The sequence below is a fragment of the Clostridium sp. SY8519 genome, from assembly GCF_000270305.1.
Classification (GTDB): Bacteria; Bacillota; Clostridia; order Lachnospirales; family Lachnospiraceae; genus SY8519.
Map to the genome: position 1 here is coordinate 818,538 of NC_015737.1, position 24,015 is coordinate 842,552.

Annotated in this window: 24 protein-coding genes; 6 read left to right on the plus strand and 18 right to left on the minus strand. The window is 47.9% G+C overall.

Annotated features, from left to right (window positions below):
- Window positions 1–25: 25 nt before the first annotated feature.
- From CXIVA_RS03845 to CXIVA_RS03895, 11 genes are all read right to left on the minus strand, one after another.
- The gene (locus tag CXIVA_RS03845) at window positions 26–448 is read right to left on the minus strand and encodes an HIT family protein (RefSeq protein WP_013976713.1); all 423 of its coding nucleotides are present in this window, start codon (window positions 446–448) and stop codon (window positions 26–28) included.
- Window positions 449–535: 87 nt separating this feature from the next.
- A complete protein-coding gene (locus CXIVA_RS03850; protein WP_013976714.1) occupies window positions 536–1,192 on the minus strand; it encodes a rhomboid family intramembrane serine protease in 657 nt (218 codons plus the stop codon).
- 65 nt (window positions 1,193–1,257) lie between these two features.
- Window positions 1,258–2,664, minus strand: a complete 1,407-nt coding sequence (locus CXIVA_RS03855; protein ID WP_013976715.1) for a DUF6382 domain-containing protein — start codon at window positions 2,662–2,664, stop codon at window positions 1,258–1,260.
- A gap of 21 nt (window positions 2,665–2,685) precedes the next feature.
- Window positions 2,686–2,955 carry a TadE family protein gene (locus CXIVA_RS03860; RefSeq protein ID WP_013976716.1) on the minus strand — a complete coding sequence of 90 codons (270 nt, stop codon included), beginning with the start codon at window positions 2,953–2,955 and terminating at the stop codon, window positions 2,686–2,688.
- A 6-nt stretch (window positions 2,956–2,961) separates the two neighbouring features.
- The gene (locus CXIVA_RS03865) at window positions 2,962–3,402 is read right to left on the minus strand and encodes a prepilin peptidase (protein WP_013976717.1); all 441 of its coding nucleotides are present in this window, start codon (window positions 3,400–3,402) and stop codon (window positions 2,962–2,964) included.
- A 29-nt stretch (window positions 3,403–3,431) separates the two neighbouring features.
- Complete coding sequence (locus tag CXIVA_RS03870; RefSeq protein ID WP_013976718.1) at window positions 3,432–4,292, minus strand: TadE family protein; 861 nt, start codon at window positions 4,290–4,292, stop codon at window positions 3,432–3,434.
- Between the two features lie 292 nt (window positions 4,293–4,584).
- Window positions 4,585–6,186, minus strand: a complete 1,602-nt coding sequence (locus CXIVA_RS03875; protein WP_013976719.1) for a DUF5702 domain-containing protein — start codon at window positions 6,184–6,186, stop codon at window positions 4,585–4,587.
- Window positions 6,183–6,362, minus strand: coding sequence for a Flp1 family type IVb pilin (locus CXIVA_RS03880; RefSeq protein WP_013976720.1), 180 nt, complete (start codon window positions 6,360–6,362; stop codon window positions 6,183–6,185). Before CXIVA_RS03880 ends, CXIVA_RS03875 begins: the two co-directional genes overlap by 4 nt.
- A 56-nt stretch (window positions 6,363–6,418) precedes the next feature.
- Entirely contained in the window at window positions 6,419–7,651 is a 1,233-nt protein-coding gene (locus tag CXIVA_RS03885) for a hypothetical protein (protein WP_013976721.1), read from the minus strand.
- Window positions 7,652–7,667: 16 nt separating this feature from the next.
- Window positions 7,668–8,474 (minus strand): type II secretion system F family protein, encoded by an 807-nt coding sequence (locus CXIVA_RS03890; RefSeq protein WP_013976722.1) that lies wholly within the window; start codon window positions 8,472–8,474, stop codon window positions 7,668–7,670.
- Window positions 8,362–8,673: a CpaF/VirB11 family protein gene (locus CXIVA_RS03895; protein WP_242822908.1), complete on the minus strand. Its 312-nt coding sequence runs from the start codon at window positions 8,671–8,673 to the stop codon at window positions 8,362–8,364. The genes CXIVA_RS03890 and CXIVA_RS03895 overlap by 113 nt, the downstream gene beginning before the upstream one ends.
- 205 nt (window positions 8,674–8,878) lie before the next feature.
- On the opposite strand from CXIVA_RS03895, the gene CXIVA_RS03900 reads away from it, so the two are divergent.
- The 6 genes from CXIVA_RS03900 (at window position 8,879) to CXIVA_RS03925 (ending at window position 15,600) form a co-directional block, all read left to right on the plus strand.
- Window positions 8,879–11,938, plus strand: a complete 3,060-nt coding sequence (locus CXIVA_RS03900) for a DNA polymerase (protein WP_041727598.1) — start codon at window positions 8,879–8,881, stop codon at window positions 11,936–11,938.
- Complete coding sequence (locus CXIVA_RS03905; RefSeq protein WP_013976725.1) at window positions 11,931–12,503, plus strand: hypothetical protein; 573 nt, start codon at window positions 11,931–11,933, stop codon at window positions 12,501–12,503. Before CXIVA_RS03900 ends, CXIVA_RS03905 begins: the two co-directional genes overlap by 8 nt.
- A gap of 751 nt (window positions 12,504–13,254) precedes the next feature.
- On the plus strand, window positions 13,255–13,626 hold the full coding sequence (gene mobC, locus CXIVA_RS03910) for a plasmid mobilization relaxosome protein MobC (protein ID WP_013976726.1): 372 nt from the start codon (window positions 13,255–13,257) through the stop codon (window positions 13,624–13,626).
- Window positions 13,584–14,717 carry a relaxase/mobilization nuclease domain-containing protein gene (locus CXIVA_RS13750; RefSeq protein WP_013976727.1) on the plus strand — a complete coding sequence of 378 codons (1,134 nt, stop codon included), beginning with the start codon at window positions 13,584–13,586 and terminating at the stop codon, window positions 14,715–14,717. The genes mobC and CXIVA_RS13750 overlap by 43 nt, the downstream gene beginning before the upstream one ends.
- Window positions 14,611–15,375, plus strand: a complete 765-nt coding sequence (locus tag CXIVA_RS13755; RefSeq protein ID WP_013976728.1) for a hypothetical protein — start codon at window positions 14,611–14,613, stop codon at window positions 15,373–15,375. The genes CXIVA_RS13750 and CXIVA_RS13755 overlap by 107 nt, the downstream gene beginning before the upstream one ends.
- A 36-nt stretch (window positions 15,376–15,411) precedes the next feature.
- Entirely contained in the window at window positions 15,412–15,600 is a 189-nt protein-coding gene (locus tag CXIVA_RS03925) for a hypothetical protein (RefSeq protein WP_013976729.1), read from the plus strand.
- A gap of 176 nt (window positions 15,601–15,776) precedes the next feature.
- Here CXIVA_RS03925 and CXIVA_RS03930 read toward each other — a convergent pair whose 3' ends face one another.
- The 7 genes from CXIVA_RS03930 to CXIVA_RS03955 form a co-directional block, all read right to left on the minus strand.
- On the minus strand, window positions 15,777–17,021 hold the full coding sequence (locus CXIVA_RS03930; RefSeq protein WP_013976730.1) for an IS256 family transposase: 1,245 nt from the start codon (window positions 17,019–17,021) through the stop codon (window positions 15,777–15,779).
- Between the two features lie 113 nt (window positions 17,022–17,134).
- Window positions 17,135–17,395, minus strand: a complete 261-nt coding sequence (locus tag CXIVA_RS14005) for a dehydrogenase (RefSeq protein WP_013976731.1) — start codon at window positions 17,393–17,395, stop codon at window positions 17,135–17,137.
- Between the two features lie 200 nt (window positions 17,396–17,595).
- Complete coding sequence (locus tag CXIVA_RS03935; protein WP_013976732.1) at window positions 17,596–18,306, minus strand: recombinase family protein; 711 nt, start codon at window positions 18,304–18,306, stop codon at window positions 17,596–17,598.
- 173 nt (window positions 18,307–18,479) lie between these two features.
- A complete protein-coding gene (locus CXIVA_RS03940; RefSeq protein ID WP_013976734.1) occupies window positions 18,480–18,662 on the minus strand; it encodes a RepB family protein in 183 nt (60 codons plus the stop codon).
- Between the two features lies 1 nt (window position 18,663).
- A complete protein-coding gene (locus CXIVA_RS03945; RefSeq protein ID WP_013976735.1) occupies window positions 18,664–22,017 on the minus strand; it encodes a DEAD/DEAH box helicase family protein in 3,354 nt (1,117 codons plus the stop codon).
- Window positions 22,017–23,051, minus strand: coding sequence for an Eco57I restriction-modification methylase domain-containing protein (locus CXIVA_RS03950; RefSeq protein WP_013976736.1), 1,035 nt, complete (start codon window positions 23,049–23,051; stop codon window positions 22,017–22,019). Before CXIVA_RS03950 ends, CXIVA_RS03945 begins: the two co-directional genes overlap by 1 nt.
- 11 nt (window positions 23,052–23,062) lie before the next feature.
- Window positions 23,063–23,989: a hypothetical protein gene (locus tag CXIVA_RS03955; RefSeq protein WP_013976737.1), complete on the minus strand. Its 927-nt coding sequence runs from the start codon at window positions 23,987–23,989 to the stop codon at window positions 23,063–23,065.
- Between the last annotated feature and the right edge of the window lie 26 nt (window positions 23,990–24,015).

The following is a 24,015-nucleotide window of genomic DNA, read 5'->3' on the forward strand; positions in this document are numbered from 1 at the left end:
CCCTCTCTTCATTCCTGCCTGGCAGTTATTTGTTCATATCCAGAAGATCACGGATTTCATCAAACTGTGCCTCTGTAAAACTCTCATGGTTCCAGCAGAGCTTTTCTCCGTTTCCGTCATTCTCGTATCGCGGAATCAGGTGCAGATGAAAATGGAATACAGTCTGTCCCGCAATTTCCCCGTTGTTCTGCACCAGATTAAAACCATCTGCATGCAGACGCTCTTTCATCACAGCCGCCAGTTTCTTTGCCAGAACAAATGCTTTGGCCGCCACCTCGTCCGGCAGTTCAAAAAGATTCGCATAATGATCCTTTGGAAGAATCAGCGCGTGCCCTTTCGTCGCCGGATCCGCGTCCAGAATTACGTTAAAAGTGTCATCCTGATAAATGGAACGGGTCGGGATCTCTCCGTTTGCCAGTTTACAGAAAATACAGTTGTCGTCTTTCATATTTGTGTACGTACGCGCTGTGCGCGTACTTCCTCCTCTCTGCGGTCACTTTCTGTAAGAAGGCTCTGCCTGCCTTACTGTCTTTTTCTATTCAGTATAGGAGTTTCTCCGGGAAACATCAAGACCGCGGGGCGCCATCAAAATTCCCAGCAAAAAGCCGAAAATCAGGCCGCCGATATGAGCGGCGTTATCCACATCCGCAGTCGTAAATCCATAATACAGGCTGAGCGCAAGCATGATCAGGAAACGGCGCAGATCCATATCGCGGAACCGGCCGTGGTTGCGCAGGATAATCCAGAGCAGTGCGCCGATGATGCCGAAAATGGCGCCGGAAGCGCCCCCGGATACCGCCGGGCTGTCCTGCTGAAGCATCCACCAGGAGGACGCCAGGCTGCTGAAAACGCAGACCGCCGCATAAAACACCGCATATTTTATCCTGCCAAAGGCTTTCTCCAGATAGGAGCCCAGGCAGAACAGCATGACCATGTTGTTCACCAGATGACTGATTCCGAAATGCAGAAAGGACGATGTAAGCAGACGGTACCACTCTCCGCTGTCAAAGACCGCATCCGGATACATAGCGCCGTGCAGATACATAAATGCTCCATCCTCGGTGTCTCCAAGAACAGATAAAATCAGGAATATCACTGCATTAAGCAGGACAATTCCCGTATTCACCGGCGTCAGGTAGGGATATTTCTCCCGCGGGCGCTGTCTGATCTGATTGTTTCTTTCCTCATACATGAGTGCAGAGTAACACGCAAATCGCCTCCTGTCAAACGGAATCCGGCCGCCCTTTCCTTAGGCCGTCACAGTTCCCCTTTCATCACAAATACTTCCGTACCGAACATCAGCCGGTCGTTCTTTTTCACCGGTACCGGCGTGTGAAAGGGAATCAGATCGCCGTTCAGCCGTGTTCCATTGGTGCTGTTCATGTCCTGCACACAGATCCCCTGCTCCGGATCAAGTATAATCCGGGCATGGACCCGGCTGACTGTTTCCGCCTGCAGAATACCATCTGCCCCGCCGACCCGTTTGCCGATCAGGTAGGGGAAATGATCCACACACAGATCCTGCTCTTCCCCGTTTCCCCGATAAATCAGGCGAATCTCCCGGCTGTGTTCCGGCTGCTGCACAAGTTCTGTCACCGCCTCCTCAGAGAACGGCTTTTCCTCTGCCATTGGAAACTTTCCGCAGTCTCCTTCTGCTGAACTCTCATACATCCCATAGACAGTTCCGAAAAAGCCGTCTGCCGGTCCGGATCCGTAAATCGGTGCTTTTTCCTCTGAAACAAATCGGCCGCGCCGTTCCCTTCTGCTTCCCCTTTTGTCTGCTTTCTGTCCTCTTTTTTCCGTTTTCTGCGGTTCGCTGGTCTCTCTCTGTCTGATCCGGTGAATCCGCTCCGCAATCCCGTTGCCCGTGATCCGATCCCGGCGTTCCTCCTGTCCCGTGATTCCGCTTTCCCTTATCTGGTCCTGACGTTCTGTCTGCCCCGAGGCTCTGTATCTCCTTTTCTGCCTCTGGCTTTCCCCTTTTCCCAAATCCGTGTCCATATATTCTCCGCTCCCGGACGGAATCTGTTCTTTTTCTCGAAATGACGGAACCTGTTCTTTTTCCCGAAATACGGTTCGATACCGATCCGTTTTTCTGTTTTCCTTCTGCTCTTCTGCGGCTGCGCCGCATCCACGGATACAGCCAAACAATTCCTCTCTTCCGCAGCTGCCGTCCGCACACAGTTCATACAGCTGGTAGGCCATGCGCACACCGGCCTGATCCGAATGATCCAGATGATTCAGCAGAAGCTCCAGCAGCGGAGCCATTCCTTCCGCGTTTTCCTTCTGATAGCCCGGAATGAGACAAAAACGCATATCCTTGCTGCGCCGGTCAAAGAAAATCAATTCCGGGCGAAAACAAACCGCCCTTTCTTCCAGCATATAGTTCTCCAGCGTAAGCTTCAGTTCCGCCAGACTGCAGATCATACGCTTTACCAGATCCGCCCGGACCGGGCCGTTCTGCAGCACGGTTTCCATTGCCTGCAGGCCGGTAATGTCATACCAGTATTTCTTCTTCCCGTTTTCGCTGATTGGCCGAAAAGGAATCAGTCCGCGGATTTCGTTATTCTGAAGCATCTCCCACTCATATACCGCATACGGATACTCCGCCTCTGCCATAACCAGGTAACTGTGGGAAGCGGTTCTTTCGTATTCTATCTTCACAGCTCAGCTGACACCTCCTTTTCATTCCTGCTTCCGGTTCCCGGATGCTCCCTCTCCGTCTGCTGCTCCGGACGCCTGTTTCACCAGATCCTTCCTTGCCTGGCTGCTGCGAAACAGCTTTACCGAATCTATCTTCTGTGCCTGCCGGATGTCCGCTGACGCCTCCTCCACCTGTCCGTACATACCAATAGACAGATGCAGTACCCAGCACATCAGAAGAATCAGAACCGGCATCAGAATCGCAGCCTCAACAGTCAGGCTCCCGGAAACATGCCCCCTTTTTTTCTGCAAAATATCCTATCCTCCTATCCAGGCTGCCAGCACACACCAGGCGTGTACGCCGCACAGACACGGAATAAACGGAATCCGGTCCTGCAGCCTCTTCTTTTTCCGCAGCAGCAGCATTCCTCCTGCTGCTGCGCCCGCCAGCGCAGCTCCGCATAACAGTCCCAGGCTGCGCGCCGTTCCCAGATAGATGCCGCAGATCCCCAGCACCAGTCCGTCACCGGCCGCGATTTTTCCCCTGCTGATCCAGGAAGCCAGCAGCAGTATGCCACCGATGCCCGCTCCGCCGGCCAGTTCTTCCGGGGAAAAGGGCGCAGCCGCCAGATACCATGCGGTTCCGCATCCGGCTGCCGCCGCGGCAGCCCAAAGATTCACCGTCTGCTCCTTCCAGTCCTCCCATGCCAGGAGGATCAGCCAGACCAGCAGTACCGTCAGACGAAGGCTCTGTTCCATAGGTCTCCTCCACATCTCATTTTCCATATTTATTTGCCGCAGCACCCTTTGCAGGCATGCCGCGCTCCTGTTTCACCGGACCGGACTTTGAAAATATTCCGGGACAGATGTCTGCATTCCGGATCTCCGTGATATTCTGTCCCGTAATCTGTAATATACACTGCGGCGCTCCCCTTCTTCACACAGCCGCAGCGGTAATATCTGCCGCCGTCCTTATTGCGGAGGCCGGATACCTGCTCCCTGCTGACCGTCCGGACCGTGAGATCAAGATAGCGGCAGGAAAGGGACTTGTGATATGCGGATCCATACTGCGTGACATACATCCAGCCGCTGTCTGCTCCATTATCCGCTTCCTCCGAATTTCCGGTCCATTTTCTGGCGCGTACTCTGACTTTTACCGGCAGTCTGCGGATCTTCCAAAATGAAATCGGCAGTTTGACAAAATATTCTGCCTGCAGATCTACATAATCCCCGCTGAAATCACTTCCCCGGTAGGAAATCCCCTGGATGCCGCCTGCGATACAGTCTGTCCAGCAGCCTTCTGTCCGCAGATAACGGCCCGTCGCAGCCCGTACCGCGGCAAGAGACGCGGCCTGCACCAAAAAATCCCCTTCGCCGCCCTGCTCTTTTTTCTGCTGCCGGCCTTCTGCAGTATTTCCCGATTCAGCAGATTTTGCGCTCGTTTCCGCGGATGCATCTCCAGTCTTCTGCGGGCCGTATACCGCAGCCACCCGCCGGGCTGACACATGCAACGCCTCTGTCACTTCCTGTTCCGTCTGCAGCAGTGGAAACAATCCCAGCCACACCAGCATGGCAAACAAAAACAACGGAAATGCCATCGCGGCCTCCACCGTAAGACTTCCGCGGATTCTTCTTTTGCCTCTTTTCATCTGTCTTCCTTCTTCCGCCCCTTCTCCCTGAAACTTTGTTTTTGTCCTCTGATCATTTTTTCTTTTCCAGTATGCATCCTGAAGATACAGCTCCGTGCCTTTGTGCAGTTTCGTCCGGGCTAAAGACGATATTTTTTTCTGATACTGCAGGACATTGAGAGAGATTTTTCTGCTTTTGATTCATGAAAAGATAAACAAGTAAGAATTATGGCCGTTCCGGCCATCTGGCGTACTTCCGACCATACGCCGATCAATTATGTGCTGTGCTGCACAAAAGCACGGAGCTGTATCCTCAGCTAAGATAGGAGAGTTCTCTCTGATTTCGGAATTTATAGATCCCGGGGCTGTTCTGTCCGATCCACACGTACTGCCAGAAAACCGGACGCGCTTCATACACAAAGCGCTCCTCCATGCGGCTGACCATATGGTCCATCTGCACCTGTTCTCTGCCTTCGATCAAATCCATGCACCGGTAAGTAAGCGCCTCCTCCTTTTTCGTCCACAGCAGCAGAAACAAAAACTGCGAATAATCCATCTTCCGGTTCCATCCCCGATCTCCGGATGCGCCTGTCTGCCCTGTGCTGTGTCCGGATGTTCCGGCCGCTGCCGACGGCTCTCCGCCAATCTGGTACAGATCTGTCTTCCAGTCCGTCCCTGTCTTGATCGGCGCGATCTTCCCTCCGCTCATCAGAATCCTGACATCGCTGATGGATTCCGCATAGGCCCAGGCCAGAAGTATTCCGTGTTTGACCGGTTCTTCCAGTACCGGCAGCATCGCCGCGGAAGAAATTGCCAGCGCCAGGCTCTGCGCCTCTGCCAGACGCTTCGCGTCCCTTAAAAGGAACATATAGTTTACGCCCTCCCGCATCAGCAAAAGCTGACGCACTGCGGATTTCAGATTTTTTTCATCTGACGCTTTTCCGGACAGGAGATACTCCATTTCATAGTCCAGGGCGCCTGCTCCCGTAACTGCGGAAGCTGACGGAAACTTCTGGCTGAGGTACATCCGGAACAGTATGCGGTCCGTCATCCGGCCGGCGGAGGACGTTCCGTAATTTCCGCTGCTGCGCCCGCGATGCGATACCAGCGTCTCTGTGCGGATCATCTTCTGTGATATTTTCTGATCCGGCATTACCAGAGCCAGCACCCCATGTTTTTTCATTTTCTTCATCCAGGTAATCGGATTCTTCTGAAGCAGTCTTTTTCTCTCCCTCTCTGACATTGCCGGCATCTTCTGGCCGCTTCCTGCCGTTTTTTTCTCATCTGCGGCTGCAGTATCCCCAGGTGTGAAATCGTCAGAAGAAGAGCTGCCAGCCCCTTTCTGCTGATCACGGATTCTGCGCAGAGTCTGATCCGCCTCCTGTTCCATCGCCTGCATCTCTGTTTCGGATTTTCCCCGAAACTCCCCGGACTCCAGAAGTTCCCTCAGCTGTTCTATCGTTTTCTGCGGCAGCGTCTGTTTTGCCTGCAGCACTGCCTGCCGGCGAAACGGCGCCCCGCCGTCATCGGTGATCAGCTCATATCTGCTTACATTTGCCTCTGCCAGCCGCAGTTTCATCAGATAATAATTGCCGGAGGCTTTTCCCGGTTCTTCATAATTGCCGGCGATCAGCGCCTTCTGGCGTTCTGTCAGGGAAGCCACGCCGGCCGGCTGTCCGGACGGAGCCTCCCGGCAGAGTATCCCGTAATCCTTCCAAAGTCCCGGATGATATTCTGCCAGCAGGCCGTCCGCTGCCTGCATGGTACAGAGTTCCGCGCCGCTTTTCAGGCTGCTTACCCTGGCCAGCTCAAGAAACGCGAACACCGCCGACAGAAACAGGGTCAGGCTCAGCACAAGAAATACTGTTACACTGCCCTTAACAGAGCCGGCGCCGGAGGATTTTCTTCTTTTCACAGTCCTCCTGCCTTTTTGTTGATTCCGGAAAATGTCTTGTTCACCAGCGCTGTCAGCTGATTTTTAAATATGATAATCAATCCGATCAACACCACCAGAATTAATATAATCTCCACGACTCCGATTCCGCTTTCCTCTGTGAAAAAACGTCTGATTTCAGCACTTCTCTTCTTCATAAACTGCTCCTTTCCCCTTTCCGTATCTATTTCTCCGATTACGCGCCTGTACCGGGTCACAGATTCTGAGACGCAGGCACAAGTACAGTTACCAGAACAGTCACAAACATCAGAAGCATCGGCCCCAGCAGGCGGCTTCCTGCTTCTTCCCCCTGCCGTCTGGCGTTTGTCTGGCGAAGCGCCAGGGCTTCCCTGGCTTCCTGCTCCAGAATCCCACAAATATCCCTGGTTCCCTTTTCAATATTCTGCGAAAGCAGGGAGGCGAATCTCCGGTAGCACTGCAGGCCGATCCGATTGCCGAACCGCTCATAGCTTTCCCGCTCGCCCCGTCCGTCACAAATCTCCCGATAGGTCACGGTCATTTCCTCCAGGTACCGCTTCTCCTCTGTCTGGTGCGTCTGTATCAGGCAGCGGTAACTGCGCACCATTTTTTCCCAGGCACCGAAAACCGTCATCCCGCTGCCGAGAAGCAGTGACATCTGATCCACCATCTGCGGGTACTCCCGCTGAAACTGCGTATCCCGCTGTTTCTTTGCTTTTCTTTCCTGTTCCATGCTTCTGAACCTGAATGCGAATACCATCGCGGTCCCCAGCAGCGGAAACAGGATCCATCGGGAACTGTTTTCCTGACTCCAAGTGATCCGGTGTCCGTTTACCTGTGCCGGCAGACGGACAAATGATTTCTGCCTGTCATTCTGTTCCCGGGCTGCCGCGGAGGCCCGGACTTCCTCTTCCAGCTGCCTGCGGGTGGACTGTTCCCCTTTCACCAGCAGCAGCTGTTTCCGCTCCAGCAGGCGCCAGTCTTCATAGGAAAATTCCGCTGTCAGTGTCACCGGCCTGCCTTTTTTTGTCAGTTCCCCGGTCTGCACTTCTCCCTGGGCATTGATTGCCGAAAGATCATCGAAGGAATAAGTCACCTGAACCATTCCGTCCTGCAGCTGATCCGGAAGATTTAAATCCTGCGACACTTTCTCCGGAGATTCATTGCTGCCCAGATATTCTCCCTGCCAGGTGTCCCTGGCCTGTTTTAACAGTTCCATGGCTGCAGATTCATCCAGCACCTGCGGATGAATCTGCAGCGTCATTTCCTTCTTTTTCCCGCCGTCAATCTGATAAAAAATTCGCTGTTCCCGGCTGTCACCCCCCGGTGCGTCTCTCGCAATTCCCTTTCCGGGAAAATCCCCGGCTGTCTGCCGTTCGGAAACTGCCGCCGCTGCCCCAAGCGCCAGAAACAGTAGGAAAATAAAAACTCCCTGCTTCCGGCTCCTTCCTTTTCTGTCTTTGACCACCGCAGTTCCTCCCCTCTTACACCTGGATATCCACAATCCGTCTGGCCCATTCCGCCGCTGCCAGATAACCGGTCAGACATCCGGTCATGGCAACGGTCCCGATGGCCGTATGATACAGTACCTGCGCATACTCCGGTGAACTTACTGTGAGAAACAGCAGAATTCCCGGCACCAGCACCAGCAGCATTTTCTGTTCCAGTTTTCTGGCAGTGACCACCGTCTGAATCTCGGTCAGGATTTCCTTCTTTTCCCTCATCCGCCGCAGCGTAACACGGATCATTTCCGTCAGATCCCCGCCGCTGCGTCTGGCATAGCGAAACATCTCCGCAAAGCTGCAGATGTCCTCAATCCCTGTCTCATAGGCGAATTCCAAAAGCAGCCGTTCCAGCGGCTCATTCATCCGTACCTGTTTATTCATTCTGGCAAATACCTGTGTCATAAATCCGGATGGTCCGCACACTTTCTCCAGCTCTTTCTGTGCTTCCACCCAGGCCATTTCCACTGAATATCCCGCGGCCAGGGCTGCGGAAACCGCTTCCATCCCTGTGTGAAATTCCTCCGCGATCACTGCCTGCCTCCGGCTGCCGCGAAACTGTTTCCGCACTTTTCCGATATATGGAATCAGCACAATGCCCCAGAGCAGCCCGAACACCGACCGGTAAAACAGAAATGCCGCCCCTGCGGAGGCGCCGGCTGCCAGAAGCAGATCTCTAATCCTTTCCCTGTTCCACTGCGCGGAATGCCTCTTCCAGCCCTTTGGCCCTGAGTTTTTCTCTGTGAAGGAGCCTGCCCTGCTGTTCCCACGTTCCGTATATTTTTCCATGACGCTCCCCTTTCTCCGTAAAATGCAGCAGCGGGTGCAGCACAATCTCTCCCTGCTCCATTCCCGCAATCTCCTGCACATCCAGCAGTTTTCTGCTGTGATCCCGCAGCCGGCCAAGATGCACCATCAGATCCAGCCCGTGGCTGATCTGCCCGCGGACGGCCGGGATGGGCAGCTCCAGGCCCCCCATCAGTGTCATTGTTTCCAGCCTCGAAAGCATATCCGCTACACTGTTGCCGTGCCCGGTGCTCATGCTTCCGCTGTGTCTTGTATTCGCATCTTTACAACAGAATTTTTCTTACGTCTTTTGAATTTGAACGGTTGGCTCCAACCCGGAGAAATCCCTTAAACACGGCAACGATAACAGTTTTCTGTTATCTGATGTCCGTCTAGGAGGGATTTAATTGCTATCTTCTACAGCAACTATTCTTAAAGAAGCTCCACACATTTATCAAAATATTGTCTGGTCCTTTGATCAATTCCAATTCATTGTAAATAGTATCCTCTCACTGTCAGGCATGATTTATGTAAAAGGCAGGGAAGAATACACAATGATAAAAGGTGTAAAGGGTCCGGAAATCTTTCGGATAAAATCAATTTATCCGAAAACACCACTGCCCGAAAGCCCAGTAAAATCAAGGCCTGAAGGGGGTGGTGTAAATTCGGGTATCCCCATGGGGAATACCAGTTTTACACCAAAATGTTCCATGCTTCCCTCTGGAAAGATCGTTGCCTCCCGCAAACCGTTTCTCCTGCCGTTTGATCAACAGGTAAACAATGGTATTGGCTCTGATATTGAGTCTTTTCAAGCCATCCAGTCGGATGCCCTTTGTATCAATATCGGTTTCGATACGGAATTTGAGGATGACAGTCGCAACACATCCGGTACTCAGGACTGGGAAAAGGACCGCCGTGTCCTTTCTCTTCAGGCGTCTGTACAAATTGGCAGCACTCTGATCCGGTATTTCTTTCTCGTGGATCCGAGATACCAGACCGTTACAAAAGACGGCGGTAGGATCCCAATGGCTTACATGCTTTCAGATATATTAAACGATCTTCAGCAGTCATACTTTCCTGATCTTCCGAAGATACACCGTAATAACATTCCGAAAAAAACGCTTCCTCGTGATGGATATACTTTTAAACTCGTTGACTATAAGGCTCCTGTCATCAAAGCCATTACAATACCAATCACTTTGATCTGTCACACAGGAAAAGCTGATATATCTGTCTTTCGCCGTTCTAAATACGATATCAATCTGTATCCGAAACTTGCGGAGATCCAGGGTGGTTGGTGTACGACGGAGCATTGCTATTTCAGAGCTGGAGCCGATCCCAAAAACGATTATTACTGGATCTGCGACTTAACCGTACGGGATACGCTATCGCTTACGCCTGCTGAAAACAAGAGCCTTTGTGCTATTGGCAAGGTCATCGGACATCCGAAGGTGGATCTTCCCGAAGGGGCTATTGAGCATATGGCTGACTTCGCTGTCCATGATCCCTGCTACTACTACGAATATGCGATGAACGACGCCGATCTGGTTGTTGGATTCTGTTCTTCTCTTTTTGGCTGTAACAGGAAACTGCCTATAACACTCTCATCCGCAGCGGCGTCTTCAATGAAAAAATATATGAAACAGTATTTCGGAGTCGGAAACCAGGCAGAATTCGATCTTATCTACAGGGGGCTGATGATGTTAGATGAAGGTATTATTCCCTCAAAAGATGATGTACTAAAATTTTTGAAAGCTACACGTTACGTCCCAATCAATGTGGACAGCCGTCTTTTCAACGAATTCTCGGAAGAAGCTTATACAGGTGGTTTCAACGCTTCCTTCTTTTTAGGATGGATTACTGACAAAACTACCGATTTTGACCTGAAAAATGCTTATCCGACTGCAATGGCAAATGTCGTTGATGTGGATTGGACAAAACCTTTACGGGATCTTCCCCGTGAATACTATCTGACCCGGCAGGATGTGACCAGTCCTCTCATTCCCATGGTGGCCTATGTGGATTTTGAGTTTCCCGAAGATTGTTACTGTCCCGGCATTCCCGTCCCTGCAAGAGGCCTTAAGATCTATCCCACCACCGGATACAACGTATATGCCTGCGGTGTCGATATCTACCTGGCTCTTCAAATGGGTGCAAAGGTAAAGTGCCACCGAGGTTTCGTTGCCCAGATACTTGAACGCGAAGATGGTGCTTCCAGATCTCTCGCTTATGCTGTCAGCCGTCTCGTCCGTGACAGGGCAATTGCCAAGAAGACTTACCCTGACGATCCTCTGGTAGAAAAATCTCTTAAGACAATGGTCAACAGCTGTTATGGCAAGACTGCTCAGAATGTTAGTCCCAAAACCCGGTATAACGCCAAGAAGATGGGACGCGTTGATGCTGAACCATCTGCTGTAACAAGTCCGTACCATGCCTGTTATACAACAGCTCTTGTCAGGGCGATGCTCATTGGATGCATCAACCAGCTTCACGATATGGGCTATCACGTATACAGTGTGACAACAGATGGATTTATCACAGATGCTCCTGAGGATGTCCTTGTTGGAATTGATGCCTACGGTTTCTCTCGCATCTTTCAGGAAGGCAGATACACCCTGAATGGTACCCGTGCCGATATTAAAGAAAATCACGTCTGGGAAGCAAAGCATTACAACGATACTTTTCTTAATATCACAACCCGCGGTAATGTAGCGGTCAACGACAAGGGCGTTCTTGCTCATAACTCCTATACGACTGGCGAGGTCAAAGACAGCCGTGCAGACAGGGATGCTTACCTTATCGCCGTTCTTTCCCGGGAAGGCCGGATAAAATGCAAGACGAAGGTCTGGACAGAGTTTGCTGAGATTGTAGAAAGAAAGCACGATTTCCATGTTACTGAGATTATACGTGAGCTTTCCATGAATTTTGATTATAAACGCTGCCCCATTGTAAGCACTGCCGTTGATACCCCGGTCCATTACGAAGCGGTAAACGGCCAGATTATTGATACCGTCATTGCGGAATTTGACACCCGTCCCTTTAGGGATGTTGAAGAATTCCTGAATTATCGGGACTGCATGAAACACGAAGACTGCGTCAAAGTCGTAAAAGACCTGAAACGCGTGAAGGCCAAATCAACGATCGTAACAGATGGGTATCTCGGGAACGATCCCGACTGGACTATCCTCCGCAGCATCATCATGGGATACAGGAAAAAGATCTATGACATTCCTGCTCTGGATGGTCTCAAAGGAAAAGACAGATATGCCCTGATCAATTCCTGGAATATCTCCGAAAAGCAGTTTACCAAAGATGACTGGACGAACTGCGGAAGGTCTTCTCTTCAGGCAAAAATGCTTTCCTACGAATACGTAAAAGATACTCTGGCAAGAATTAATGAAATGCCTGTTTCCATTGATAACAGTGAAACAGCTTCATCTATCACAGGAGGTAACCATAATGATTGATTTTGATAATAATACAAGTATCACGTTGTCTTCTAATGAATCCTTTCCGGTGGAAACGGTCTCACCGGAAGAAGTTCCAACCGATCGCAAAACTGTCGGAAAATACAGCCAGGAAGAGTTTCGGTCTCTTCCTATTAACGTGCAACTGGAGCTTTGCACCAAGTACTTAATCGAGACACCAGCCGATTCCTATGACGCCGATAACATGTTTCAATTCTCCAGGACGACACTGAAAAACATGTGTGAGCACGATCTGGGTTTTAAGAAGGTATATATCGCTACTGATGCTTCTTCTGGTTCTGATGGTTCACCAGATGGTGATGTTCTTTATATCGACTTTGAGCAACGTGAGACCGTTGCCCGCAAGTACAACTTAAGCAAAGACACAGCGGATCTGTTGGACCAGCTGTTGACCGATCGATCCGGTCGTTCTATCGGAAACCAAGCGAAATCCCGGATCGTTGATGCCCTATTACAAAAAGTAATAAAAGAAAAATTGGACTTAAAGACAGCCGGAAAGTTTTCTGTTGTCATCAAGCCCTCCGAGCCAAGGCGCCTGCTTTAAGTCTGGTACTCGGATCAATAATTGTGTTTGTTCTCCTATTTTAATAACGAAGAAACCCGGTTATTGATCCCTCGGAAAGAACAACTGACCTATTTATTGTATTGCCAGAATGTTTAAAAGTTTTGTCTGTTGTTCCTTCCGTTGTACCGTACAACAACATTTGTTGTACCAGTGTCTGGTCTAAACAATTTGTTGTTTATCTCCTCCACTGGTCGAAAAGTTATATTTGTTGTCCGGTACATTTGTCCAACAGCTCCTGCTCTTGTCTCCCGTGCTTATACAAAAGCTGACGCTTTTCTCCAAGCACACGAGCCAACAGCCGTTCCTGTTGTCCAAGCCGTTCGCCAGCAGTGGCTTCACGGCAAAACCATGCAGAGCCCATCCCGGGACGCCGAAGCTCCTAAGCCCGGTCTGTTCTCTACAGCAAGCTACCGATAGTGGATAGCCTTCGGCTCTCCCCTATCGTACACTCACAGCCTTTCAGGCTGTTCGCTTAGCTTGCAAGGGCTCTGCCCCTTGACCCCGGCGGAGGGCTCCCGCCTCCGACACCTCCGGGCACATGATTTCGATCAGTCAGTTTCAAAGACGTCCCCCGGACCTCTTCTCGCTTCCCGATCTTGTCATTAGGGACCTCCGGCCCCTGCACCCCGGGCCGCTCCCGGCAAAAGATCCACCGTATCTTTTCTCCGGATCGCTTGGGGACACCCCTGCACCCCGTTTCATTTTCACAATTTCTGAAAGGAGAACCAACGTGAGAAAAAGAAATTGTTCCCTTCTCCTCCGCGCCACACCAGCTGAGAGAGACACCATAAAACAAAAAGCTGTGGATGCCGGTATATCGCTACAGCAATATATGCTGCAGTCCTCTCTGTATGGAAAATCCCCATCCGCGGAGGAAATAGAAGAATTAAAAACATTGTCGAAAATCCTGGCAGATTATGATCTCCAGTTAAAGGGGATCGGCACAAATATAAATCAAACAGCCTATGTCGCCAATTGCAGCGGTAAAACGCCTGACGCGGAAGAACTAACACGTCTGGGCGTGGAAGTACAAAATATCCGAAAGGAGTGTGGCAAATTATGGCTATTACTAAGATCATTACTGGCCGGCAAGGTGCGATGAAAACCCACGGCTCTCTTCGCAATTGTATCAGGTACGTTAGCCGACCGGATAAAGTCAAGGATCATTATATTGCAATGACCGGACCTGCCCCCGAAGTTCTTACAGAGGATTCTGTCTACAGATCATTCCTTGCTGAAAAGAAGATGTGGGAAAAAGATAGTGGGAGAATGTACCGCCATACCGTCCTCAGCTTCCATCGAGACGAACCAATCACACCGGAAACCGCTTTTGAAATCGGAAAGGTCTGGGCGGAAGAAGCATATCCCGGCTTTCAAACACTGGTAAGCGTCCATCAGGATAAGGAACACACACACATCCATCTGGTCACGAACTCTGTCTCCTATATCGACGGGCTCAAACTAAGCCAGAGCAAAGCTGATCTATACAAGATGCGGAATTTAACGGACCGCCTCTGCAAAGAACACAACTTATCCATTACCCGCAAGGGGCATCACTTCGATGGCCGTGAAATAGAACGTGGAGAGATCCACAGCTACAACAAGGACGCTTATAACCTGATTGCCCACAATCCGGGGAAGAGCTACCTGGTCAGCTGCGCACAGACCGCTATGGCTTCCCTGGAAGGCTGCACCAGTCGGGAAGAATACTGTACGCGGATGCAGGAACAGGGGTGGACTGTAAACTGGTCCGACAAACGTAAATATATTACCTACCAGGATCAGGACGGGCACAAAGTGCGTGACCGCAAAATCAATAAAACTTTTAATCTGGACGTCGGAAAGGAGGGGTTAAGTCATGAATTTGAACGAAATTGTGAACTCCAGCGCGCCGAGCAACGAGTCGAAGACGCCGAACTCGAACGATATTATGAGAGACTCGAAGCTGAAGAATTTGATCAGGAAGCAGGACGAGACTATTCAGGTTCTTCAGAAAGAGATCAAAGATCTGAGAAATCAAAAACAGCAACAATCATCCGAAATTCAGATGCTGCAGAACAAAGTGCAGAGTCAGAGCGACAAGATCGTGAAGCTGAACGAATCCGACAAGATTTTGAAAGACAACGAGCTGCTGAAGAAGCAGAACGAAAAGCTAAAGCAAGAAGCAGAGACCGCTCGGAACGAAGCAGATAGTACGCAGCAATGGTATTATTCCAAGGCTCGTGCTTTAACAGAAAAAGAAAATACTGTGGAACGGTTAAAACGGGAGCAGGAATACGAAATCCTGCGTCATGCGCAGGAGATCGCCGACCGGCAGGTTTTCCAGATCAAAGACGAGCTGGAATCCGAGCACCAAAAAGCACTGCGTGAATTCAAGGAAAAGGCAGCTTCCCTCAAAGAGGAAAATGACGAGACAGTGAAGTCTGCATCTTTTATTCTTGTAACGGCTGTACTGGCTATTATCACCGCCATATTCGTGTCAGATACAATGATTGCTGATATTATTACCGCTTGCAAAATACTCTTCCACCCTGTCTTAGTGACCGGATATAAAGCCTTGATGGAAATTTCAGGTGTCCGAAATATTGTACTCTTTGCGCTGTCTGCTGGATTGTATATTGTTGTAATCAGTTTCTTGTATGAATTCTTTAAGCAAAATATCGAGCTCTTTAAGCCATACTTTGACGATGTGACACTGTTTCTGACCACGGCGTTTTTTCTCTTGTCTGAGTTGATCATGACAACCTTCCACTTCGCTAATATCATCGGCATTTGGGCACTGGCCTGTGCCGTCTATCTCACGCTCCGGATCATTATCACGGAACGGAAAAAGAAGAAACAATCATATTAATTAAGAATATACGATGTACAACAAAAGGAGACGAATATGACAAAAACAAAGATGAATGTTATTATCGCGGCGAAAGAAGAGCTGGCAGAAGTTGAAGCACAGCTGGCATATGCCGACAGCCTGCCTGACAGTATCTTTAAACAGCGATACCATCAGCAGCTGCAGATTATAAGAAACAAATTAACGAATACCATTTCAAAGTGCCAGAGATCTGACCCGGCTTAATCGGGCGTGTGAATAATTCTCTGTAAATAAGATTTTCTATGATAATTATTGAGGGCTGGACGGCAGAACCTGCTGTTCAGCCCTTGGTTACTATCTAACAGAAATCCACAGGCATGTCAAGGGCACCCGACTCCGTCAGGCGTGCATTTCAACCTTTACCTGCCAACGGATTTTTGTTATTCAGGCATCCGTTCCGGATACATGATCGATAATTCTCCGCGGACTCTGCCCCAGTTCCGGATCGGCATCGTCCATTTTTTGCATATTTCGAAGGATGATAAATATAAAGCTTTTAGCAAGGCTTGGGAACTCGGGAAAACGCTGCGCTGCCGGTTCAGTCGGCGGAACGACGAATTTAAGGATTCGATCGCATTTGTCGTATAGAAAGCCATCCGCACGTCTTTCGAAAATTTAAAAATAGGCGAAATCGCATCCCAGTTTTCATGCCAGCGGTTCATGGCATGGGGATACTGACCGGACCATTTTTCTGTTACGCGGTCAACCTGCTCCAGCGCGGCCTTTTCATCCGCAGCTGTATAAATCGTCTTTAGGTCCTTGGCAAATGCTTTCATGTCCTTGTTCGCGACATATTTCAACGTATTACGCACCATATGGACAATACAGCGCTGCTGTTCTGTTTGAGGAAAGGCAGTGCTGATGGCATCCTTAATTCCCGTCAGACCATCGGAACAAAGGATCAAGATATCCTGTATCCCACGGTTTTTTAAGCTATTTAATACACTCAGCCAGTATTTGCTGCTTTCATTTTCGCCAATCACAATCGTTAGGATTTCTTTTTTGCCTTCATCATTGATTCCCAAGACAACATAGGCAGCAAGTTTTCGTATCACGCCGTCATCACGAACAGAAAAATGAACCGCATCAATAAAAACGATCGGATATACTGCGGAGAGCGGCCGGTTCTGCCATTCTTCAATTTTGGGCAGCAACTTGTCGGTAATATCAGAGACCATGCCTTCACTCACCTCGAAGCCATAAATGTCTTCGATCGTATCCGAAATCTGACGTGTGGACATTCCCTTTGCGTACATGGATATGATTTTTTCATCGATTGACGAAATATCTTTTTTACGTTTCGGAAGGACTTTAGGGGAAAAGGTGCTTTGCCGGTCCTGTGGGACATCTACCTCAAACTCACCATATTTACTGCGGACGCCTTTGGACTTTGTTCCGTTTCGATAATTTGGTTCGGAAGAACGCTCATACTTTTCGTAGCCAAGGTGGTTGTCCATTTCAGCTTCCAGCATTTCCTGGATCGTTCCGGACAGCAGATCTTTCAGGGCGTCCTGAATATCATCCGCTGTTTCGATATCGTACTCTTCAAACAGTCCCTGGATGATATTTCTTTTGTTTTCTGTCATGGGTTTCGGTTTGTAGACATTTCGCTTTTTGTTTGCCATAATCAAAGGCCTCCTATAAATTTGATTTTATCATAGAAGACCTGGATAATACGATTAAGTATTCATTTTTACAGAGATTATTTCATAGGCTCGCTTAACCACCGGGTCTTTTCTTATGCTTCCGTCTCGGAAAGCCTCTGAAACTCCAGCATATCACGCATCATATCCCGCTTTCCCAGCATATAGGCTGCTTCCTCCGATGCCTGCCACTGATCGTACAGATGGTTCAGAATGAGCTGATATTTCTCCCGCTGTTTCTCCGAAAGACCAGAAACAAACGATGCTTCCATTTCGCTGTACTTGCTATTTTTCTTCTTTGCCCTGGATGGCAAATAAGGATGCATGTCTGGATATAAGGTTTGAAAATTAGACATAATAAAATTCTCCGTTCATTGATGTCTGTACTGTATCGCAAAACAGAGGATTTTGGTATGTGCAAGTGTAACGAAATTCCGGTACGCGTTCTGATTCGGAGTCGTTCCTTTATGGAAACGGAGACAGCCCGACATCGCTTGTTTTCAGCGTTTCTACAATGTTCTTATCGTATCGGCAATTTTCACAAACCGAATAAAAATTAATCTTTCATCTGCCTTTTGTATTTGTAGTAAGTGTTATGAGACACACCTGCCAGTTGCATCACTTCCCTGTCCAACAGAGTGCCTCCGAAGTCTTTGGCGTGTTTTTGGATGATTTTCTTTGCAGCCACTTCTTTCTTGGTGGTAATCTTAATCCCCGGTTTTTGACCGATCTGCTTCCCATGGATCCTGGCTGTTTCGATCCCTTCCTTCGTCCGTTGTCTGAGATCGTCTACTTCCTGTTGAGATTGTTGAAACGCCAATCTTATCTGTTCTTTGACCAAATCGTGCTGATAATCATTTAAGGCTGATATGATTGCATTCACAAGCGTATTCTCTGATTTGTTCGCTGTATTCGTTTCAAATTTCGGAATGCTGCGCTGCATGGATTCGCGGAAAACATCTGTGTCAATATGATGTTGCTTGAGAAAGATCAGACGAACATTTTGACTGTCTAACTTCTGATAAAGCTCATACCCGTCTTCTGCGTTTCTGCTCATACGGGACACGCTGTCAAACACAACGGTATCTCCCGATCGCAATTCTTTCAGAAGCCTGTCAAATACCGGGCGTTCTATCTTCGTACCCGTATAGGCTTCTTGCATGATGACTGCTTCCGGGAATTCTTTTTTGATATTCCGGATCTGCCGGTCTATGGACTGCTGTTTGGTTGACACTCGGCAGTACCCATATATTCTTGGTTCTCTCATGTCTTCATTCCTTTGTTTATATTAAATTTAACGACCGTTAAATATGGTATTATTCTTTCTTTTCCATCGCCGTCTATATTATACCATAAATAATATAATATTAAATTTGGTATATTTGAGATATAAAAAGAGACCAACCATTTGGCTAAGGCTGGTCTCATTACCGTTTTCCCTTAAAACAATGTCCTGTCTTCTTTTGGTTTCCTGAAATAGTCATCCAGGAACGACCGAAGGATTTTCTCCACAGCGGCTGTTTTCGTCACACCAGTTTCCTCACAGAACCGATCCAGATCTTCATAAACAGATGATTCCAGTTTGATGTTTAACACATGAGCGTCTTTCTTCGGTCTTGGCATATCAATCCCTCCCGAATAATTCTTCCAGCTTCTCTTCCAGAGTACCATCTTCAGCGTATGGAAGAGCATCCAGAAGCCTGAAATTATGCTTCTTTATTTCGATCTCATCGCTAAATCCAAGAATGTAATTTGTTGCTATCCGGTAAATAATTTCCGTCGGTGCCAGCCCATATACCTGGTCTGCAAAGATATGCTGAAGCCGTTCAACCGGATCCTGATACAGTTCTTTCATCCGGTCACTGTTATACAGCCGTTTTACAATCTCTGTGATATACAGACCTGACTTCATATACAGGTCAATGAAGGTCTTGTCATCCTGATCAAAACATCCCGGATTCTCTTTCTCCAGGAGATCCACCATCTCCTTTACTACTTTCTTCGGCGTAAAGATCTGGTTTGTCTTCTGTGGCGGAATATAATCGAAAATATCTTCTTCATTTGTCTCGTTAAAGTAATCTGCCAGTTCCTTCTTCTTGCGTATGAATTCCTTCACGGAATCATTGAAGACAACCGGGTCAAACAGATGCCCTTCGAACTGCTTCTCTTCTCCTGTCTCCTTATCCTTGTACAAACCTCCATCCCGCAGGAACAGGAACTGATCCAGGGTAATGCTGGTAACTTCCTTGAAGACATCCGGAGGGATAATCCGGTCAAAGTTTTCCAGTGTCACATCGTGATCAGACGCATATGCCATCAGGAAGGACGGGATCGTCCGGGCAAAACCTCGCAGATGTGCACGTACCCCTTCCATAATCTCATCTTTCTGGTGTTCTTTCCGTCCTGTTTGAACTGTCTTAACGATCTCCTGGCCTGCGTCTTCCACAAATGTTTCAGCGCTTTCCTGCAGCACATCTTTTAATCGGTTTGTAATCTCTTCCTGCTTCTTTATAAACTCTTCATGGACAGTCTGGACCGCTTTCTCATCGGTTGGATCTTTTAATTCCTGCAGTGCTTTATCCCGCTCTGCTTCCGCCTTTCCCCGTTCGATCTCAGTCTGGTCAAATGCCTTTTGTACCGTGTGACGGGCTTTTTCTTCCAGCTGTGCCTCGATCCGTTTCCGGTCAGATGGGCGCATATCTGTACCGTATTCCGCTTTTGCTTCTTCAACCAATGGCTTTATTGCCTGTTTTACAAAAGCGTCCTGCAGCCGTTTGATCGCTGTATCTACAGGTGCCTTCTGGTCAAGCTTGTCATGTATCTCTTCCATAGTATCGGAAACACTATCGCTTACTTCTTCGGAAATATCGTAGATTTTCCCACCGAACAAGTCTTTTGCTTCCTTGGAAATATCATTATCAGGAATCTCTACTTCTCCCTTTTCATTGATATTTAACCTTTCCTTGTCCTCTGTAGAAGGCTCTACGGGGCTTCCTTCTGCTTGTGGTGGAATACTTATAATGATATCAATGACTTCCTGTGGAGCTGAGAAGATATTCGTAATATTCTGGAACAGGAAATTAGACATGAATCCACGCCGTACCACTTCCTGGCACCTGATCTTCCTCGGAATAGAAAGAACCTTCTCTGCATCCAGTTCTATCATTTCACCGGCATCATCTTCGCCGATCACAGGCAGGAAGTTCAACAGTGTACGGATATGCTTCTTTCTAAGATCCATATCTCCGTTTCCGTTTGCCGTGTCTCCTGATAAATCATTGGCATATTGTTCCACGATTACAAGCGTCCTTGCCGGGTCGAAGTCAAAGACATAGCAGTTCTCTTTCCGGGCATATTTCCTTGTTTCCTTATCGTAGAACATGCATGGATTCTGCGCACGGAATGCTGCCTGCATATACAAAGACGGTGAATGGACGTTGGAAAGCATTAATACAGCGGTCCATTCCGGGATTGTAACGCCTGTTGTAAGCTGTCCTACAGACAGTGTTATTGTCTTATCATTTTCCCGGATCGCTTTCGTAACAGCATCAAATGACTGCTTTAATTCTTCACCTTCATCCTCATCCAATTTGTTATCCCCGGCAGCAAGGACGATCTTATACTGGCTGAATACCGGGTGCTGTTCCAGCTTCTTTGCCAGTGCTTTCGCGCTGTCTACACGGTTCAACAGCCACAAAGTATGTTTCAGCTCATTGCGCAGCTTATCCGTGGAAAATGGGTACTTTTCCCCTTTTGTCAGGGCATCCAGGAACTTATCTACGGATGAGTCATGTACAAAAGAACCATGCCCATTCGTCTCGAAGAACTCATTCAGATCGAAGGCATATTCTTCCGTTTCTCCGTTGATTTCAATACCCTGACGCAGTTCATCCTTTATAATTTCTGACATCTGATAGGTAAACAGATTGAGCTGTGGAAGGTTTGCATATGGATTTTCCCCTTCGCCATCCCATTCCTGTTTTGCTTTCTGTTCGTCCGCGTACGTCCAGTTATAGATGGCGTCTTCCGGGAACTTATCGTTTGCCAGTGCTTTGAACGGCGTTCCGGATAAATGCAGCGTAAACTTCCGCTTGATCTGGTCAAACGCCAGATCTGTCTTGTATGTATCAACACCTTCATGTGCTTCATCGATGACAAGCACATCCCAGTCCATATTTGCAACTTCCCGGAGCTTTTCATATTTTCCACCAAAGGCTTTTGCACCTTTTAAATCCTGAAGGCTGACAAATTCAATACAGCCCATGAATTCGGAATCATCCGTACGGGAAGCACGGTCTACATATTCCTCGCGGGATACAACCAGAGGCTTATCTTTAATACCTGATACATTGCTGACAAATACATAACCGGATTCTGTTCCAAGGAATTTCGCATAGTCAGCGTACCAAGAATTGGCAATTGCCGGGCGGTTCGTTACAACCAGTACGTTAACAGCACCGATCTGCTTACAGAAGTCATACACGGACAGTGTCTTTCCGAACCGGGGCTTCGCGTTCCATAAGAACTCCCCGCCTTCATGGTCTCTCCGGTATGCTGCAGCCTGGCTGACTGCTTCATCCTGCTCTTTCCGAAGCTTATAGGAAATTGTTTCGGTACCTTTTACAAGGCCGTGGGATGACCGGAAATCGTAGAACATATTTCTGGAAGCATTTCCTGTGATATGGAACCATTCCGTCCCTCTTGTCCTCTCAATCCCGTTCTTCTGAAGATATGCATGAAAATCAGAATCATGGAAAATTTTTCCAGACCCATCATCATAAATGGCGTTTCCCATCCACTCCAGCTTGTATTTTATATCCGCTGTATGCATCTGCTGGTTCAAACGTTTTTGTACATCCTGTTCTGTATACCCGATCTTCGTCCATCCATCATGGCGATGGATTTCCGGTGTTGTATATGCATAGATCATGGGGACAACCGGCTTGGCTGTCTTGATCATGTCTGTTACATTACTCATTAATCCATCTCCTTTACGTGTGTTTCGATAAATTCTATCTCTTCTTCTGATAAGCCGTATTTTTTATACAACTGCAGATCGATATTATGAATAGATTCAGACCAATTGATATCAGCATTTTCAGTAAAATCTTGTAATGGAATTTTAGACCATGTAGCTTTAGACTGGTTATTTTGAGTAGTTTTCATTATACCAAGCAAAGCCCTTGCAAACTTTGTCTTTATGTATTTCGATAATGATACCGCTTCGTATTTTGTATCAAACTCCCCTATACTTAAAAAGGTCTGTGTATGGACAGCCTCAGGTCCTAATATTATAGGCTCACTTAGTATTTCACCAAAACTCCCTGATCCAATTGCACCAGCCATAAGAACCTTCCATTTATGAAGATTACCCTGGTCTTTAAAATATGTTCTTTTCGCAAATAAAATAATACGTTCATTCCTCTTTCGACCAAATACTTTTACATCACCCTCTAAATAATCTGCATGAAAAATTTCTGGGTATCGCTCAAATACACTGGATGCAACAGCCTTTGCATGCTGTTTATCTGTACGGCCAATCAAATCAGGATGCTCTGTAAATAACATATCTGTAAAACGGTAACTATCTGGACTATGAACAAGATCTCCAATATTAGTATTTATATATCGTTTAACTTTGTCATATACATTTCTCAAATTCTCCGACTGAATAAATACACCAATAGATCCAAAATCTTTCAGTCTGTCATAATATGAGATCACAACGCCACCTTTTATATCCACACCAGAAAATACGGACGTACTATCTTCGACATATTTCAATACTTTAAAATGTTCATCATTTAACATTTTCTTGTTCCAAGCTTTTGGTGTAGCACCAGCCTGTGTCAAGAAACGCGCAGGCGTGATAAGTTCAGTAACATCAGCTATCAAAAAAGCATTATCCATAAAAACGTTATATACAGGCTTCGCCTGATTGTTTAATCCAACATTTGCACTTTGGTATGGCGGATTTCCGATACAAATATCAAACAATTTTTTCTTTCCCATATCTTTCTCCTTTAATCTTCCTTCAATTCATGAAAAACCAGGGAATTCTTGCTTCTCCAGTTCGTGATCCTGCAGTACACAGAGGTTGTTTCTTCTTCGACCGGATTCAGAAGATCCGATATCGTGTATTGATGGTTTTCCTGTCTTTTTCCTGCATACGGTACCGTATCGGTGAGACCATCCATCTGCCAGAAATTCCATGCGATGATGTTGGAAACCTTTTCCAGCTCCTTCTTTGTTGCATCCCTTCCAAGTCTTACACGGATGTAATCGGAAAACGTCAATACCAGATTGCAACGTGCCAAGAGCAGGTTGTCTCCCTGATATTCGTATCCATATACGCTCTCAAACGCCCTGTACGTCCATTTCAGCCAGTCTTTTTCATTTGTGGTATTTTCATTGACGATACGTAGCTTTCGGTCTAACATCCCGATCCGGCGTTTTGGAGGCAGAATCAGTTCACCGGTTGAAGCATCATACCGGGAAACGATGTACGGGGCTTCGCCGCATGTGATTTCCAGGCGTCTGGAATCCACGTAATGCTTCCAGGACTTTGACGGCTTATCCGGAAACCGGACAGGGTCTTCTACTACCACCCAGTCATGGTCTTTTTCTATGTTAAAGACGTCCTTTCGCCCGAACCACTCTTCATCCGTGAAGTTATTCATTTTGTTACAGAGCCAGGCGGGTGTAAAAACCTCTGCTTTCTTTCTGGTCCGGTCAGCCTGTTCCGCATCTTCCTTTAAGATACGGGGCTGCACATTGATCGGATCCAGCCCGAAGATGTCTTTCGCATCCATGCACCGGTCAGCAGCATACTGTTCTCCAAGACTGAGGTAACTGTCGGTCGCATATACGATATTCTGTTTTGTCGTTTTATCCTCCAGAAGCCTGTGAAAAACAAGGTTCAGGGGATAGTTCTGCAGATCGATTAACAAAGCCTTCTCCTTTGTAGTATATGTAT

Coding starts and splice junctions, on each gene's coding strand:
- CXIVA_RS03870 (WP_013976718.1), bottom strand. CDS start 4,292: ATGAAAAGAGGCAAAAGAAGAATCCGCGGAAGTCTTACGGTGGAGGCC.
- CXIVA_RS03880 (WP_013976720.1), bottom strand. CDS start 6,362: ATGAAGAAGAGAAGTGCTGAAATCAGACGTTTTTTCACAGAGGAAAGC.
- CXIVA_RS13750 (WP_013976727.1), top strand. CDS start 13,584: ATGGCTATTACTAAGATCATTACTGGCCGGCAAGGTGCGATGAAAACC.
- CXIVA_RS03940 (WP_013976734.1), bottom strand. CDS start 18,662: ATGCCAAGACCGAAGAAAGACGCTCATGTGTTAAACATCAAACTGGAA.
- CXIVA_RS03905 (WP_013976725.1), top strand. CDS start 11,931: ATGATTGATTTTGATAATAATACAAGTATCACGTTGTCTTCTAATGAA.
- CXIVA_RS03935 (WP_013976732.1), bottom strand. CDS start 18,306: ATGAGAGAACCAAGAATATATGGGTACTGCCGAGTGTCAACCAAACAG.
- CXIVA_RS03925 (WP_013976729.1), top strand. CDS start 15,412: ATGACAAAAACAAAGATGAATGTTATTATCGCGGCGAAAGAAGAGCTG.
- CXIVA_RS03890 (WP_013976722.1), bottom strand. CDS start 8,474: ATGGAAAAATATACGGAACGTGGGAACAGCAGGGCAGGCTCCTTCACA.
- CXIVA_RS03845 (WP_013976713.1), bottom strand. CDS start 448: ATGAAAGACGACAACTGTATTTTCTGTAAACTGGCAAACGGAGAGATC.
- CXIVA_RS03945 (WP_013976735.1), bottom strand. CDS start 22,017: ATGAGTAATGTAACAGACATGATCAAGACAGCCAAGCCGGTTGTCCCC.
- CXIVA_RS03850 (WP_013976714.1), bottom strand. CDS start 1,192: ATGTATGAGGAAAGAAACAATCAGATCAGACAGCGCCCGCGGGAGAAA.
- CXIVA_RS03895 (WP_242822908.1), bottom strand. CDS start 8,673: ATGACACTGATGGGGGGCCTGGAGCTGCCCATCCCGGCCGTCCGCGGG.
- CXIVA_RS03930 (WP_013976730.1), bottom strand. CDS start 17,021: ATGGCAAACAAAAAGCGAAATGTCTACAAACCGAAACCCATGACAGAA.
- CXIVA_RS03865 (WP_013976717.1), bottom strand. CDS start 3,402: ATGGAACAGAGCCTTCGTCTGACGGTACTGCTGGTCTGGCTGATCCTC.
- CXIVA_RS14005 (WP_013976731.1), bottom strand. CDS start 17,395: ATGTCTAATTTTCAAACCTTATATCCAGACATGCATCCTTATTTGCCA.
- CXIVA_RS03950 (WP_013976736.1), bottom strand. CDS start 23,051: ATGGGAAAGAAAAAATTGTTTGATATTTGTATCGGAAATCCGCCATAC.